Consider the following 15,978-nt stretch of genomic DNA (forward strand, 5'->3'; position numbering starts at 1 on the left):
GCGGGATTTTTAAATTAAGGGGCAATTGTATGGACGACAGCAGAAGGAATGAACTCGAAAATTTGTATAGGAAGTACACGAAGCCCCTGTATTATTTTTTGCTGAAGCTTTCAGGGTCGACGCAGCTGGCCGAGGATTTGACGCAGGAAACATTTGTCCGGGCAACGATTTCGCTTTCTTTTTATGAGAATGAGGATGTCAGGGCCTGGCTGTTCAAGGTGGCGCGCAATGCTTACCTGGATGAATGGCGCAAGAGGCAGCGAAGGAAATGGGTGCCATTTGCCGATTATTTGTTTGCGAAGGATGAAATGGCGAGTCCATACGGTCTTCCGGAGGACGAGGCCATTCAGGCGGAGACTTCCGATGACCTGCAGCAGCTGATGACTTTTTTGCCGGAGCAGTATCGGTCGATCCTCTATTTGCGCGAGGTCGAAATGTTCAGTTATCAGGAAATACAGGAAGCGCTTGACCTGTCAGAGAACCAGGTGAAGGTGACACTGCATCGGGCACGGAAAAAGCTCGCGCAAATGGCGGAAAAACAGGGATGGAAGGACGATGAACATGGAATGGAATAAAGACAAGGAAAAGAAAATCCTCTTAAAATATCGATTCACATTGACGGTGAAGGTGATCAGAGTCATCCTGGCCACGCTGTTCCTTTTCTGGGTGTATATGATGGTTGTCTCGATCAGCTATGATGCGCTTGGCCTGGAGAAAAAGCATCTATTTTACAGCCGGCTGGCGATGGACTGGACGCAGCCGAATATGCAGGAGGAGTTTGGCAGCATCGAATCAGCGGAAATCACACCTTTATTTACGCAAAAGATTTCCTATCCAGTCTTCAAGATGGTGGGAAAAGAGCCAGAACTTGTTGGTACGAAGCAGTTGGCCAAACGGCTGATTCCTATGTATTCAACTAATACAACAGAATACCTAAAACCAAAAACGGAAAGTGAGTATCGTTTTTACCTTCCAGAGCATCCGAAGACCGGAAAGAAGCTTGAGGGGAATGAGGACCCTTCGGTATGGACGAAGCTTGAGAAGGTCCATGAAGGCACGGTTGCCGAGCTTTCTTTTTCAACAAAAGAGTATATGACACCTGAAGAAATGCTGGAGTTTTTGAAGCCCTATGATCTTGATGTATTATGGGTGCCTTTGTATACCGGGGAGTTGAAGGAGTATGAAGAAGGCTCGTGGGGAAGCAATGATTTTATGTCAGTCGCACCTTTTGGTTTTACAGGCGGACGTGAAACAGGGGATGACTATAATTCGCAGAGTAAGTATTCTCTTGATGAGAAATTCACTGAGCTAAATAAGAAATTGATGTTACAACAAATGAAAGACCTCCTGGATAACGAATCAACCAGCTACCGTGAAAATTTCCTAGGCCTTTCCCATCTAGAGGAGCGGTACAATTACTTAATGAAGGAAGGCTTCCAGGTTTACGGCGCTGTCGTGACCGGACCTGTAAAAGAACTGCTCAAGCTGAAAGAAAATGAGCAAATCCAGGGTGCCAACCTTGGGGATATGACGTACTGGAACTGGACGGAGGAATAAGATAAATTTAAAAAGAAGTAGGAGTCTTTTCTAGGACTTTTGCTTCTTCTTTTGCAGTTGGAAATATACTAAAATAGTGTTCTCTAGTACAATAGAAGTAGAGGTGGACAACTGTTTCCCGCTGTAATCTTCGTATAAGACATCCATTTATTTCAAATTCATAATAAATTATTTTCGAAGGAAAGCTTGGCAGAGCGTGCTGGATTGTTACCGATGTCTGGCGGCTGGGGAGATGAGAAAGATGTTTAATAAATTTGATAGTATTGACGAATTGAAACGAAGCGTCTACATGTGGATGCTGCCGATCATCACGGTTGCCCTTGTCATCAATAGCTTACTGAATAAGCAGAGCCAAGTTGATATGATCATAAACTCTACACTTATTTTTTGGTTTTCTGTTAGCTGGGTCCTGGCATTTATCAATCGGGGAATCCGGTTTGGAGAGTATTCCAACTTATTATTAGTCAGTATATATCATGTCTTTACCTTGTTTGACGTTGTCCACAACGATTTGGCGACAACCGGGGGTTCTCTCGGTGATTTCATCGTCTGGATGCCGCTGATCATCATGTTTTTCTTTCTTGTGCTCGGAACAAAAAGAGGATTGTATTTCTCAATCTTCATCTTCCTGATCACCTTAACCATAGCGGTGATCCACAGCGGACAATTGACATCAGAACCGATCGATTCCCTGACTCAATTTCATGCAGCGAACATCGTCTATATTCTCGTGCTTTTTTACGCGCAAAATATGTTCCGTGCTTTTACAGAAAGAGATTTCTTTAAAAAGCACGCTTATATCGATTCCCTTACACGCGTTGCCAATCGCCATCAGATTGACGCCTGGCTAGAGGTAAAGCTCGCAGCTGCAGAAGATGATAAGAAGCCATTTTCGATCATCTTTTTCGATATTGACCATTTTAAAAAAGTGAATGATGAGTTCGGCCATAAAATCGGTGACTGTGTGCTCAAGGAATTGTCTGCCATCATCGCTGGCAATCTAACAGACGGAGACCATTTCGGCCGCTGGGGCGGAGAGGAATTCATGCTGATCATCAATGATACCGGCGGACAAGCGTATGAAAAAGCAGAGCATTTCCGCAAAATCGTTGAGAAACATTGCTTTAAAGGAGCAGGCAGTCTGACCGCAAGCTTCGGGGTGACGGAATTCCAGCCTGGCGATAATATTGACTCATTGCTGAACCGTGCTGATGAAGCATTGTATGCATCGAAAAACGGCGGCAGAAATAAAGTCAGCGTGAAGGAACCATCCTGATTGTTCTGGGATGGTTTTTTAAATTTCCAACAATAAATGATTAAACTATATAGATAATGTGGTAAGATAACTATGGCTAGGATTATTTAAAAATAATAGTATATGAAATCGCTTTCAATAGATTTGTAAAAGGAGCAGTGCACCATGAAATATCGTTCTGCATTTGATATTATAGGTCCGGTGATGATCGGGCCATCGAGTTCGCATACAGCCGGCGCTGCAAGGATTGGCCGCGTGGCGCGCACATTGTTCGAAAAACAGCCGACAAAGGCCGTCATCTCCCTGTACGGCTCTTTTGCTAAAACCTATAAAGGACATGGAACAGATTTGGCACTTGTTGCCGGAATCATGGACTTTGATACATTTGATGAACGAATTCCAGATGCTTTGAAAATCGCGGAGCAATCCGGGCTCGAAGTGGAATTCATTACCGAGGATGCTGTCACAGAGCATCCGAATACGGTAAAAATAAATCTATACGATGGACAGGGCAAGGAGCTTGAAATCGTCGGGATTTCCATCGGCGGTGGTACGATTGAGATCACCGAAATCAATTCGTTCAAGCTGAAGCTGTCCGGCGCCAACCCGGCGATCCTTGTTGTCCATCATGACAGGTTCGGGCTGATCTCGGCCGTGACATCTGTTTTATCAAAATATCAAATTAACATTGGCCATATGGAAGTTTCCCGCAAAGACAAGGGAGACATCGCCGTCATGGTCATCGAAATGGACCACAAACTCGAAGACGGAGTTTATGCGGAGTTAACTGCCCTTGATGGCGTTGACCAGGTCATCCGTCTCGTTGACTAAATATGAGTTACATCAGGAGGGCTAGCCATGTTTCGTAATGTTGCGGAGCTTGTTGAATTAGCTGAAAAAAATAACGTTAAGATCGCCGAAATCATGATTCGGCAGGAAATAGAAGTTTCAGGCCGTTCCCGCGAAGAAATCATTGCCCAGATGGACAATAACCTGCAGGTCATGGAACGCGCTGTGGAAAGAGGTTTGGCTGGCGTTAAATCACAGACCGGCCTGACCGGCGGAGACGCGGTCTTGCTGCAAAACTATATCGCCAGCGGAAAATCCTTGGGTGGCAATCTATTATTGGATGCCGTCAGCAAGGCGGTCGCAACGAATGAAGTGAACGCGGCAATGGGCATCATCTGCGCGACACCGACTGCAGGATCTGCAGGCGTCGTCCCGGGAACACTTTTTGCCGTAAAAGAGAAATTGAACCCAACACGCATGGAAATGATCGAGTATCTGTTCACAACAGCTGCATTCGGTTTTGTCGTTGCCAACAATGCGTCGATTTCCGGAGCAGCAGGCGGATGCCAGGCAGAAGTAGGCTCAGCTGCAAGTATGGCCGCGGCGGCAATCGTCGAAATGGCCGGCGGAACACCGCAGCAGTCATCTGAAGCCTTTGCGATCACGATGAAAAATATGCTTGGTTTGGTCTGCGACCCTGTTGCAGGTCTGGTCGAAGTTCCATGTGTAAAAAGAAACGCGATGGGTGCTTCGAACGCCATCACTGCGGCCGACATGGCACTTGCCGGCATCACAAGCCGAATCCCATGCGACGAAGTCATCGGTGCGATGTACGCCATCGGCCAGACAATGCCATCCGCACTGAGGGAAACGGCAGAAGGCGGCCTCGCGGCAACACCAACAGGCCGTCGCCTGGAGCAAGAAATCTTTGGGAAGCCAAAGGAAAAACTCGTAGATTATTTGATTCAGAAGTAATGTAAGCCACTCTCTATCGAGGGTGGTTTTTTTACTTTTACCTGAACCTAAAAGTCGACAGATTTAGCACCTTCACTACTATATACTGGATGAAAGAATACATAGAATCAGTCAAGCAGACTTGAAAAACGGAGGAAAAGGGTGTTTAAACGAAGTGTATTTCTCGCAGTGACGATTGGACTGGCTGGCACGAGTTCAGCCTATGCTGAAGCAACGGAGGATCTGCCCGAAATCCGTCAGAAACGTTTTGACCTGAAACAGGATTTCACTGAGAAAGAAAAGCAAATTAAATCAATGGATGCGGCGGAGCAAAAATATCTTTCTGAACTGAAGGCACTGGATGACGAGGTGTCGAGGATTAATCAGGAAATCCGTGATCTGCAAAGCATAATGGTTGAGGCGGAGATAATTGCAGCAGATATGAAAATTGAAATCGATAAGCTGGCTCACAACATAAAGCATCGAGAGCAATTAATCAAAAAGCGTCTGCAGACCATGCAGAATCAGGACGGATTAGGCTTGTATGTGGATCTGATTTTTGATTCGAAAAATCTATCCCAGTTGTTTGATGCGGCAACCGCTGTCAGCACCTTCATTAAAGCAGATAAAGATTTACTTGCAAAGCATCAGGCAGACCTGGAGTTGAAAAAAAAGCAGGGATCAGAGTTGGAGCGAAAAATTGTTTTGCTGGAAAAAGACCAGCTTGAATTGGATTCACTGGAGGCTGAATTGCAAAAGAGGGTCAAAGAGAAACAGCGTTTGCTTGATTCGGTTCAGAAGCAGAAACAGGAGAACGAATCCGAGCTGATGGATATGTATGAAGTCTATGTCAACCTGGCATCCCAGGAGATTGCGATTTTGAAAGAAAAACAGAGAGTGGAGTTTAGTAGCACTCAACCAGAAGAGGGATTCATCATGCCAGCCAGAGGCGATTTGACATCCAGGTACGGGCCAAGGTGGGGCAGGCTGCATGCTGGAATCGACATTGCCGATGAATCTCCAGACTCGGCCGTTGTCGCCGCAGCATCCGGAACCGTCATCCGATCCTATTATTCTGCGACATACGGAAACTGCGTCCTGATCACCCACAAGATTAAAGGCAAGACCTTCACCACACTATACGCCCATCTGGAAAAAAGCACAGTGATAACCGGACAGAGCATTAATAAAGGGGAAATGCTTGGCTACATGGGCAATACCGGAGACAGCCGCGGCAAGCATCTCCACTTCGAAATCCACGAAGGCCAGTGGAACTATGAAAAATCAAACAGCGTCGACCCGCTGCAATATGTGAAAAAATAAGCCAGGTTTCCTTGGGAAATCTGGCTTGCTCTTTACGTTAACGTCAATGGTATAATTAATTTACTGATTATTCTGTTAAAAGTAGAGGTTTTGCTTATGTATTCGATTTCTGATTTGGCTGAAGAATTTGGCGTCACAACTCGGACCATCCGGTATTATGAGGAACTTGGTCTTTTGAATCCATCACGTTCCGAAGGCGGCCGCCGTCTATACTCCAGCAAAGACCTGGCAAGGCTTAAGCTAATCCTTCGAGGGAAAAGGTTTGGCTTTTCACTCGAGGAGATCAGGGAAATGGTGCTGTTATTTGACGAGGACAGGACAGGTGAAAAACAGCTGAAGCGGACGATTGAGTACGGGGAGGAGAAACTGGCAGAAGTGAATGAAAGAATATGTGAACTGGTTGAAATCAGGGAAGAAATCGAAAAGCTGATGACTGATTTTAAAGGGAGGCTAAGTGAATGAATTTTTACGAGGAAGAAACGCAGTTTAGGGCATTGCTGAAGGAATTATTGGATGAGGACTTTTTTGAGTACGCAGATAGGGAGCTGCTAGCATTCGGAGAAAAATGCGCAAACGAAATCGACCAGCGCGCCAGGTTCACCGACCGCGAAGGCCAGCCGAAGCTGATAAAATTCGATGCCTATGGCGACGATATCTCGGAAGTTTGGGTGAACGATGGCTACCGGAAAACGGTTGAAGATTCCTATAACACCGGGATTGTCGGCTATGTCCATAAAGAAATTCCCGAGCTCGGGCGTCGCGGGAATTATATATATTCCTATGCCCAGGGCTATCTTCTGTCCCAAACGGAGCCCGGCTTTTACTGTCCAGTGACACTGACTATGGCAACAGCTTATTTATTGGACCAGTACGCATTCCCCGAGTTAAAAGAAAAGTTCTTGCCACATGTGTTATCAACAGGAGAAACAACACTATACGAAGGCGCGACATTCCTGACCGAACGCCAGGGAGGATCCGACGTCGGCGCAAACGTGGTGAAGGCAATCCAGTCTGCAGATAGCTACAAGCTCTACGGTGAAAAATACTTCGCATCAAACGCAGGAATGTGCGGAGTTGCGATGGTTCTAGCAAGAAAAGAAGGTGCACCAACCGGCACAAAAGGACTGACTTTGTTCGCCGTGCCGTGGCGCAAAGATGACGGCAAGCTGAACGGTATCAAAATCCGCAGGCTAAAGGATAAACTTGGTGTTCGCGCAGTCCCATCCGGCGAAGTCGAATTTGAAGGTGCAGAAGCTTATGTAGTTGGCGATCCTACAAAAGGCTTTTATTACATGATGGAAGCACTCAATCTTTCTCGAGTCTGCAATACCGTCGCCTCACTCGGCATCATGCGCCGCGCATATCGCGAAGCGCGGGAGTACGCACTAAAGAGGGACGCTTTCGGCAAAAAGCTCGCCGACTTCCCAATGATCAAAGACTCCCTAGTTAAAATGGCCGTAAAACTCGAAGTCGAAACCAGAACCGTCTTCAAGTACCTGCCACTATTTGAAAAAGTTATGAGGAATGAGCCAGGAGTATCAGAAAAAGACATCGTTTTGAATCGACTCTACATAGCACTTTTGAAAAAAGAAACCGCAGAACAGGCCGTCCACTTTGCACATGAAGCCATTGAAATGTACGGCGGGAATGGGTATATTGAAGACTTTGTTACACCAAGGTTGTTAAGAGATGCGCAAGTGTTGACCGTATGGGAAGGTACGGCGAATATTCTCGGACTTGAGGTATTGAGATTGATGGAGAAGTTTAATGCCGGGGGTTTGTTTTTGGAGGAGATGAAGGTGCGAATTGCTGGAATGAACGGAGAGCATGTCGACCAAGTACGTGGTGGAATAGAGCAGCTCGAGAAACTGCTGGTGTCTCTCCAGACCGCATCATATGACCATAAGACATTTCACTCCAAGCGTGTTGCTGAATTGATGGTGAAGATCTTTGAGAGTGTGAATGCGCTGGAGTATGGTGCAGGTGGAGATGAACGGGCAGTGAACGTAAAGGAAGTTTATATAGAAGAAACTTGGAATTCAGGATATGAATTTAGTGAACAATTAAAACCAGTGGATTATTTTCATGAGATAGTTAGCGAATCCTTACCTCAAGACAAATCCTTGGTAAAATAGCCATGCAAAAGCGTCTCCTTATTCAGGAGGCGCTTTTTCTGTACAATTATTGTTCTTTATATATAACGAATTGTCCTTTTTAAATTACAAATATTAAGAATATGGAAGATAATAAGAGATAACGAACGATTTTTGTACGTTATTAAGAAAAAATGGCTGGATTTCGGGTTTTTCAAAACTAGTTTGTTGCCATATACTCACAATATAAAGTTCGTTAAAGAGAACAACCGAACGAACGGTTACTGACTGGAGGTGGTCCCTATAAGGTACGGTAGACTAAGAAAGTTTAGAAAGAAAAATAGTTATCATTTTCTTTTCATAAAATTTTTGGCTGTATGGTACTTACTCATAGGGATATCTTCCACAATAACAGGTCAAACGGGTGCCTATTTCAGTGACTCAAATTCAGTAAGTGGCACTATAAAAGCTGGAATATGGGAGACGCAGGACAAGAGTGGGTGTTCAGATGGTAAGAAACATGGAGATTGGGATTGTAGTTCATTGAAGTTTACTAACAGTAAATTTGATGGACAATTTATAATCGCTACTATTAAGAACACGGGATCTGATATGAAGACTGGTGGGAGATACGAAGTTTATTTTAGTGAAAATATAAATCCAAAAAAAGATCAGAAACTTTCTGAAACTATTTCTTTTAAAGCTCTGAAAAAAGACGAAGAATTTACGTTAACATTTACACCTGAATTAAGTGGTAAATATATGTTTAAAGCATACCAACATAAAGACCATCCTGGTGGAGGAGAGCTATGGAGTGATGAGATTATCGTCAGTATGAATAAGGTTTCTCAACCTGCCAATGATGAAAAGAAAGACGAGAATGGAGATCAGATAGAGCAAGGAAAAACAAAGGTTGAAGAGGGTAGTAGAAGCGATGATGCGGTCAAAGATACTGACAAAGAAAAATCCAGTGTAGAGAAAATTGAGGAGCAACCTGCGCAGGAACAGAACGAGGGAGCAGACGGCAAGACCCAAGAAGATAAAAAGCAAGATGAAAATGTAAAAACATCAGATCAGCCTGCTAATCAAGAAGAAGTTATTACTGAAAATATTGATAGTACTGAAAGCCATGAACAGAGTTCTAAGGAGGGTAACTAGTTTGAAAAAAGCAATAAAAATATTTAGCAATCTTATAACTGCTGTCTTATTTATCAATCTAATACTTATGGCTTTTCTGGTTGTTTCCTCTAAAGCATCCGGTGGAGAGCCTCAGGCATTTGGTTACCAGTTAAAGACTGTCCTCTCGGGTTCCATGGAACCTACTTTTAAAACAGGATCAATTATTGCAGTCAAGCCAGTTGATTCAAAGGAAAGAGAAACCCTAAAAGAAGGTGATGTCATCACCTTCCAAGCAAGTGAAGATAAACTTGTTACCCACCGAATCATTGGCGTAAAAACAAGTGGAAAAAATGTGATGTACGAGACAAAAGGTGATAACAACAAAACTGCTGACATGGAGCCAGTACTTTCAGCAAATGTAAAAGCATTGTATTCAGGTTTTACTATTCCTTATGTAGGTTATTTCATAGATTTTGCTCAATCAAAAGAGGGAAGCGCATTATTATTAATCGGACCTGGACTACTGCTTCTTGGTTACGCAGGTTTCTCTATATTCCAAGCACTTAGAGAGATAGACCCAAAACAGAAAAAAAATGATCCAGAAGGAAAAACTGCTTAACATGGTTGCACTCTTTGTTTCAAACAAGGGTCAATATATAAAATTATACATACCCAAATGGGGTAAGAGGAGGAAATTGTAATGAGTTTGAAAAAGAAATTAGGTATGGGTATTGCATCTGCAGCAATGGGGATTTCATTAATTGGTGGCGGAACATTTGCTTACTTCAGCGATTCAGCAGAAGCAACAGCGAAGTTTGCAGCAGGTACTTTGGATCTTAGTGTTAATCCAACAACAATCATTGATGTTAACAATATTAAGCCTGGTGATACTATGCTCCGTTCATTCCAGTTGGTAAATGGAGGTTCGCTTGATATTGCTACTATTGACTTATTTACGGATTATACTATTAACGATGCGAATGGAAATAACAATGAAGATTTAGGAAAACATATTCGAGTTAACTTCTTAATCAATGCTGATAAGTTAGACGCTCCAATCTGGTCTACAACATTGTATGATTTGAAAAATATGAGCCCAGATGTAATTGAAGGTAACTTATGGAGCGGTTGGTTTGCTGAGAATGGTGGAAACCTTGCTGCAGGAACTACAGATACTCTTTATGTTCAGTATGAATTTGTAGATAATGGTCAAGATCAAAACCGCTTCCAAGGTGATTCTTTGGAACTTAAATGGACATTTGATGGCAAGCAAGGTGCTGGCGTAGCAAGATAATTACTAGCAGAAAAAGGTGGGAAAGCAATTTCCCACCTTTTCTTAAATCATAAGAGTTGAGGTAAAATTATGAAATTACTCTTGAAGAAAGCTTCAATAATAATACTCTCTATTCTTCTAATAATATTCTTCAACTTAACTACTGTGCAGGCAGAAGAGAATATCGATATTAATACTTTACAGCATGGATATTCATTTGAGGTCAGTAATCTAAAGCCTGGTGATTGGATTCCAAGAGATATCACAGTTACAAATGATGGGCAGTTTGATTTTAAGTATACGGTCAGACTGGGGGAAACAAAGTCGAAAAAAGGATTGTTAGATGAGTTGGAATTTTTGATTTCCCAAGGATCAGTTGTTCTTTATGAGGGTAAGGTAAAAGGTTTTAAAGGTTTATCTCCCAGGGAACTGGCTGCTGGGTCTAAAGAAGATTTATTTTTCCAAGTGACTATGCCTTATGAGTTAGGCAATGAATTTCAAGGATCATCTGCAGAGTTAGAGATAATCTTTCTCGCGGAAGGAAAAGAAGATAATACTGAAATCCATCCTGATCCAGACAAAGGAAATCCCGATACAGATGCAGTTGTAAATCCTGAAATAGTAAACAAGCTGCCAAATACAGCAACAAACAACTATAACCTTTTGTTCGTTGGGGGCTTGTTGATTTGCTTGGGTGGGACAATGAGCTACCTTCTTTTCCGAAGAAAACGATACGACCTTTAAAAACAGGTCGAAGGCAATCAGTCTTTGGCCTGTTTTAATATTAAGTATGTAATGACCAGTTTTTTGTGCATACCATAAAGTGGAAACAAGGATGAAACATTCGATACCTGTGAACTAACATGGAGGTCCTACCAAATGGTATACCTATTATTTTATTTAACAACCTTAAATTTGTGTGATACCCTATTGACCTGGTTTGGTCTTAAGTATGCCTTCATATCCGAACTGAATCCGCTGATGCTTACTTTCAACGAAATTAGCCCTTTAATATTCATCATCACAAAGGTATCTCTTTCTATTCTCCTTCTATTATTCATCCTATTTGAGAAAGTCCCTCGTTCAACATACAGTGGTTTTCTGCTTGCATGCCTTCTGGCTGATCCAGTTTGTTTGACTTTAAAGGCCTCCTTTTTACCCCACTTCTAAAAAGTTCACTTCTTTTTACTATTTTCATATTCAATAACCATTTTAACAGGCGTATAATTTTTCTTATAAATGTATAAGAAAGAAGGCGTATCGTAAATGTTTCAGACGCTCAAGCGTGAGCTCTTGGCCGGGATTACGGTTTCGGTTGTTGCGCTGCCGCTGGCATTGGCTTTTGGGATGCAGGCGACGGGTAATTCTGATGGTGCTATCATTGGTTTGTATGGCGCTATCATCACTGGTTTCTTTGCGGCTTTGTTTGGCGGGACGAAGAGCCAGGTTACGGGTCCGACTGGGCCGATTACGATTATTTTTACAGGGATTGTTGCGACTCAAGGTTTGGAGTATGCGTTCATTGCCGCATTCATGGGCGGGTTATTTCAAATTGTCTTTGGGGTGCTGAAGGCCGGGAATTATTTAAAATTCATTCCGTTACCGGTGGTTAGCGGCTTTATGAACGGGATTGCCATCATTATTATTATGGGGCAGCTGCAGTATGTGACAGGCAGCTTTTTGGTTGTGCTGTTAACGATTGTCTTTATGCTTGTTGCGATGAAATGGATCAAGGTTATCCCGCCAAGTCTGATGGCACTGATCTTAGGCACACTAGCAGTGATTCTTCTGGAAAAAGTGGTTCCTGCCGTACATTTTACGCTGCCATTTATCAATGATTTCATATTCTTTGATAGTGTAGATAGGATTGGGGAAATTCCAAAAGGGCTCCCTCAGATCCATCTGCCAATTGCAGACTTAGGCACGATCATTCAATTGATCCCGGCAGCATTAAGTATTGCAGTCCTGGGTTCTATAGACTCTCTTTTAACTTCTATCGTCATGGATAACATGACCGGTACAAAGCACAAAAGCAATAAGGAACTAATCGGCCAGGGGATAGGCAACACGCTTGCCGGTTTGTTCGGCGCGATGCCTGGTGCGGGAGCTACCGTCCGTTCAGTTGTGAATTTACGCAGCGGTGGCCAGACTGCTCTGTCCGCTATGGTCCACAGTGTTGCCTTGCTACTATTCATGCTCGTGTTCGGTCCGCTAGCTGAGGAGATTCCGCTTGCCGTGCTTGCCGGGATTTTAATCATGACGGGGATTACGATGTTTGATTATGACAGCTTAAAAATCCTTAAGGATGAGCCGAAGACCGATGCTGCGGTAATGTTAGTCACTATGATTTTAACTGTTGCCATTGATCTGATGGTTGCGGTCGGAGTAGGCATTGTGATGAGCGCGCTTATTTTCATGAAGCGGATGAGTGAGGAAGGCTTTAAAATTCAAAGTAAAACGGAAAATGGTTTAAAGGTATATAGCCTGGAAGGACCACTGTACTTTGGAGCCACAGAGCTAATAACCAAGACTATAAGTTCGGATATCAATCCTGATATAGTTATAGATATAGAAAAAGTAACGATTGTGGATGCTTCCGGTGCACTGCTCCTGATCCAGCTCAGGGACCAGCTGAAAGACAGGGGACAAACACTCTATCTTGTCGGGAATGATTTGGACCTTGGCGGTATCCTTCGCAAAATGAATGTATTTCAACTTTTTGGTCCAAGCCATCATTATAATTCAATCGAAGAACTATTATTCAATCTTGAAAAAAAGAACATTTCGTTCTAAAATGGCCCGGATTAGATATTGGAGAATGTCTTTATAAAGGCAGCCTTTTAATATGGATCGTTTATAAAACAACATTAACGATATTCCTAAAAAGTGCGGAGTGATTCAGCATAGTGAATCACTCCGCGTTTTTTAATTCTTTAGTTTAACATCAGAATACCAGTTATTTAATATCAACTAAAAAGCCTACTTAATATTCTCTTCGAAATTCCCTGCATGCTTAATCCAATTCAATGACTCAAATACCATTTTGTTCTTTTTATGAAACGAAAAAGTGAGAAATAGTTAGTTTTAAGAAGAAAATATAAGGTTTTTGTTCTTTATTGAGTGCTTTTGGGGGAATATAAATTTTCTTTTTGTTACATCTTCCGTTATACTCACAATATGTTCTTTATAATGAACAATATGAAGGTGTGAAGATAATATGAAAAAGAAGATTTTTTTTTCTGTCCTTCCTGCTAATCCTTTGTTTTCTAAGGTTTGAAGAACCAATTGCACAAAAAGTTTCACCACATAATATTGAAAAATATGAAATGAAAGATTTAAAGGTGGACTCCTTAATTAAGAACGATTTTGTTCCGGCGAATGATAAAGAGGGGAGTGGATGGGAACTTGTATTTATGGATAATTTTTCCGGATATAAAGTGGAGTTAGAGAAGTGGGGAGTGTTAAACCGAAAGAAAAATTACAACAATGAATTGCAGGAGTATACTGCAGAAAATGTTAAGGTTCGTGATGGACGTCTTCATTTAACGGGACTTAAAGAAAAAGACGGTTATACTTCTGGATTAATACAAACAAAAGGGAAATTTGATTTTCTCTATGGAAAAGTGGAAGTGAAAGCTAATTATCCATCTGGCAAAGGCTTATTCCCTGCCATATGGCTGCTTAGAAGTGATGAAAAGGACGTCTTGCCAGAGATTGATATTTTTGAGGCAGTAGGCCATGAACCAGAAAAGGCCTATTTTGTTCAACATTGGAGGGAAGACGGAAAGCTTAAGACTGTACATGGTACTAAAAGTATTAATAATCCACATGAGGATCACATATTTAGTGTTGAGTGGGAAAAGCACGAAATCAGATGGTTTGTAGATAATCAACTAGTATTCAAAGCTGAAAATTATGATGCTAATGTCCCTATGTATTTAATTGTTAATCTCGCAATTGGTGGGAACTGGCCAGGAAGCCCAGATGCCCAGACAATTTTTCCAGCAGACTTTTCAATTGATTATATAAAAATCTACGAAAAGGAGAAATAAAGGATGATTTATTTTATTAGTATTGTCATTTTGGGTATGTGCTTAATATTTCCATTATATCATATAATAAATTCCCTTATTGCCCGAAAGGAACCGTATTATTTAAAGAGGAAAGTTTTTTTGAACGAAAAATCGATTAGCATCCTAATTCCCTGCTATAATGAGCAATCAATAATACAGACAGCAATTCATGGGATAGATAGATTAAACTATAATAATTATGAAATGATATTTATTAACGACGGTTCAGATGATCTTACTTTTCAACTCATGAAGGAATTATTGGTTCTAGAACCAATATTAAAAGACCGAAACGGTGTTCTTGATTTTAGGCCGATTAAAGGGATTTACAGATCCAAAAAAAATTCGCGTGTTTTGGTTATTGATAAAGAAAATGGAGGGAAAGCGGACTCACTGAATGCAGGTATTTCATATGCAAGTAGCGAGATTGTTATTACCCTTGATGCTGATAGTATGCTTGATGAACAGGCATTGCCTATCATCAATTGTGCTTTTCAGGATACAAACCTTATAGCTGCTGGAGGCATGGTTCATGTTCTGCAAGGAAGAAGGTTTCAGAAAGGAGCACTAAAGCCAAGTTTAAAGGTGAAGTCGATTGTTAGACTCCAAATACTAGAATATTTCAGAGGGTTTTATATATATAAAGCATCACTTTCTAAAGCCGATGCGTTAACCATTATATCAGGAGCTTTTGGTGCATTTAAAAGAGATGTACTACTTAGTGTAGGAGGATATAGAAAAACAATCGGGGAAGATATTGATATTACTATTAAAATTCAAAAGTATAAGAATGAAAGAAGTAATCTAAAGGTTATTTTTATTCCTGAGGCTATATGCTACACAGAGGTGCCAGAAAAATGGGGTGATTTATTTAAACAAAGAGTAAGATGGCAGAAGGCATTCACAGACTGTATTGTTCTATATTCCAAAGAGTTTATAGTTACAATATTCAAGAGTCCAATTTCATTTTTTCTATTAATTGATGCACTGTTTGTGGGTGTTGTGTGTTCGTTCTTAACAGTCATTGGCCTGATAGCTATACTATTAACAAATGATTATTCTTATATTTATATTATATTAATTTTATTTTCGTTATGTGTCAATTTATCATATAGTCTCATGGCTATCTTAATTGCATCCTCTCATGGTCAAAAATTTAGCAGTAAAGATATTGGTTTCCTTGTAACTACATTGTTAATGGATCTTATATTCTTTAGATTAATATCCTTATACATTATTATTTATGGAACAATCCAGTATTTTATCAATAAGGAAGAATGGAACAAAGTGGAACGAACGGGAAGAGCGTATAATTTAGAACAGGCAGGATAAATTTTTTTGACCGCTTGTTCTTTATTGAGAATGTAATGTTCTGACTAAAGAATAATGCCTGTAACTTCTAATGCGTATTTACAAAACGTTGAATTAAAGGTATAATTTTCTAGAAATTATAAAGGGAGGCAGTCGAAATGATTGATTTGAATCAAGCAACTAAGACAATTTCATATGTTTTACCTTCGGCCTGCCTGTATTGTGTGTAGT

Annotated in this window: 16 protein-coding genes; all 16 read left to right on the forward strand. The window is 41.4% G+C overall.

What is annotated here, in order from left to right; all coding sequences use genetic code 11:
• Positions 1 to 29: 29 nt before the first annotated feature.
• The 16 genes from M3593_RS15060 (at position 30) to M3593_RS15130 (ending at position 15,768) form a co-directional block, all read left to right on the forward strand.
• Complete coding sequence (locus tag M3593_RS15060) at positions 30 to 575, forward strand: sigma-70 family RNA polymerase sigma factor (RefSeq protein WP_251544696.1); 546 nt, start codon at positions 30 to 32, stop codon at positions 573 to 575.
• Positions 556 to 1,557: an anti-sigma factor gene (locus tag M3593_RS15065; protein ID WP_251544695.1), complete on the forward strand. Its 1,002-nt coding sequence runs from the start codon at positions 556 to 558 to the stop codon at positions 1,555 to 1,557. Before M3593_RS15060 ends, M3593_RS15065 begins: the two co-directional genes overlap by 20 nt.
• A gap of 241 nt (positions 1,558 to 1,798) precedes the next feature.
• Positions 1,799 to 2,833 carry a GGDEF domain-containing protein gene (locus tag M3593_RS15070; protein WP_251544694.1) on the forward strand — a complete coding sequence of 345 codons (1,035 nt, stop codon included), beginning with the start codon at positions 1,799 to 1,801 and terminating at the stop codon, positions 2,831 to 2,833.
• A 144-nt stretch (positions 2,834 to 2,977) separates the two neighbouring features.
• On the forward strand, positions 2,978 to 3,643 hold the full coding sequence (sdaAB, locus tag M3593_RS15075) for an L-serine ammonia-lyase, iron-sulfur-dependent subunit beta (RefSeq protein ID WP_144475264.1): 666 nt from the start codon (positions 2,978 to 2,980) through the stop codon (positions 3,641 to 3,643).
• A gap of 27 nt (positions 3,644 to 3,670) precedes the next feature.
• Positions 3,671 to 4,576: an L-serine ammonia-lyase, iron-sulfur-dependent, subunit alpha gene (gene sdaAA, locus M3593_RS15080; RefSeq protein WP_144475263.1), complete on the forward strand. Its 906-nt coding sequence runs from the start codon at positions 3,671 to 3,673 to the stop codon at positions 4,574 to 4,576.
• A gap of 141 nt (positions 4,577 to 4,717) precedes the next feature.
• Complete coding sequence (locus tag M3593_RS24280) at positions 4,718 to 5,878, forward strand: murein hydrolase activator EnvC family protein (protein ID WP_251544693.1); 1,161 nt, start codon at positions 4,718 to 4,720, stop codon at positions 5,876 to 5,878.
• A 96-nt stretch (positions 5,879 to 5,974) separates the two neighbouring features.
• Positions 5,975 to 6,340, forward strand: a complete 366-nt coding sequence (locus tag M3593_RS15090; protein ID WP_251544692.1) for a MerR family transcriptional regulator — start codon at positions 5,975 to 5,977, stop codon at positions 6,338 to 6,340.
• A complete protein-coding gene (locus M3593_RS15095) occupies positions 6,337 to 8,013 on the forward strand; it encodes an acyl-CoA dehydrogenase family protein (RefSeq protein ID WP_251544691.1) in 1,677 nt (558 codons plus the stop codon). Before M3593_RS15090 ends, M3593_RS15095 begins: the two co-directional genes overlap by 4 nt.
• A 252-nt stretch (positions 8,014 to 8,265) precedes the next feature.
• Positions 8,266 to 9,129: an amyloid fiber anchoring/assembly protein TapA gene (gene tapA, locus M3593_RS15100; protein WP_186326663.1), complete on the forward strand. Its 864-nt coding sequence runs from the start codon at positions 8,266 to 8,268 to the stop codon at positions 9,127 to 9,129.
• A gap of 1 nt (position 9,130) precedes the next feature.
• Positions 9,131 to 9,709, forward strand: coding sequence for a signal peptidase I SipW (gene sipW, locus M3593_RS15105; protein ID WP_251544690.1), 579 nt, complete (start codon positions 9,131 to 9,133; stop codon positions 9,707 to 9,709).
• Positions 9,710 to 9,790: 81 nt separating this feature from the next.
• Positions 9,791 to 10,384, forward strand: coding sequence for a CalY family protein (locus M3593_RS15110; RefSeq protein WP_144475258.1), 594 nt, complete (start codon positions 9,791 to 9,793; stop codon positions 10,382 to 10,384).
• Positions 10,385 to 10,453: 69 nt separating this feature from the next.
• Positions 10,454 to 11,107, forward strand: a complete 654-nt coding sequence (locus M3593_RS15115; RefSeq protein ID WP_251544689.1) for an LPXTG cell wall anchor domain-containing protein — start codon at positions 10,454 to 10,456, stop codon at positions 11,105 to 11,107.
• 135 nt (positions 11,108 to 11,242) lie between these two features.
• Positions 11,243 to 11,533, forward strand: coding sequence for a DUF5658 family protein (locus M3593_RS24285; protein ID WP_353056100.1), 291 nt, complete (start codon positions 11,243 to 11,245; stop codon positions 11,531 to 11,533).
• A gap of 96 nt (positions 11,534 to 11,629) precedes the next feature.
• Positions 11,630 to 13,156, forward strand: coding sequence for a SulP family inorganic anion transporter (locus M3593_RS15120; protein WP_251544688.1), 1,527 nt, complete (start codon positions 11,630 to 11,632; stop codon positions 13,154 to 13,156).
• 533 nt (positions 13,157 to 13,689) lie between these two features.
• Positions 13,690 to 14,415 (forward strand): glycoside hydrolase family 16 protein, encoded by a 726-nt coding sequence (locus tag M3593_RS15125; protein WP_251544687.1) that lies wholly within the window; start codon positions 13,690 to 13,692, stop codon positions 14,413 to 14,415.
• A gap of 120 nt (positions 14,416 to 14,535) precedes the next feature.
• Entirely contained in the window at positions 14,536 to 15,768 is a 1,233-nt protein-coding gene (locus tag M3593_RS15130) for a glycosyltransferase family 2 protein (RefSeq protein WP_186326662.1), read from the forward strand.
• Positions 15,769 to 15,978: the final 210 nt, after the last annotated feature.

The sequence above is a fragment of the Mesobacillus sp. MER 48 genome (assembly GCF_023714225.1).
Taxonomy (GTDB): Bacteria; Bacillota; Bacilli; order Bacillales; family Cytobacillaceae; genus Mesobacillus; species Mesobacillus oceanisediminis_A.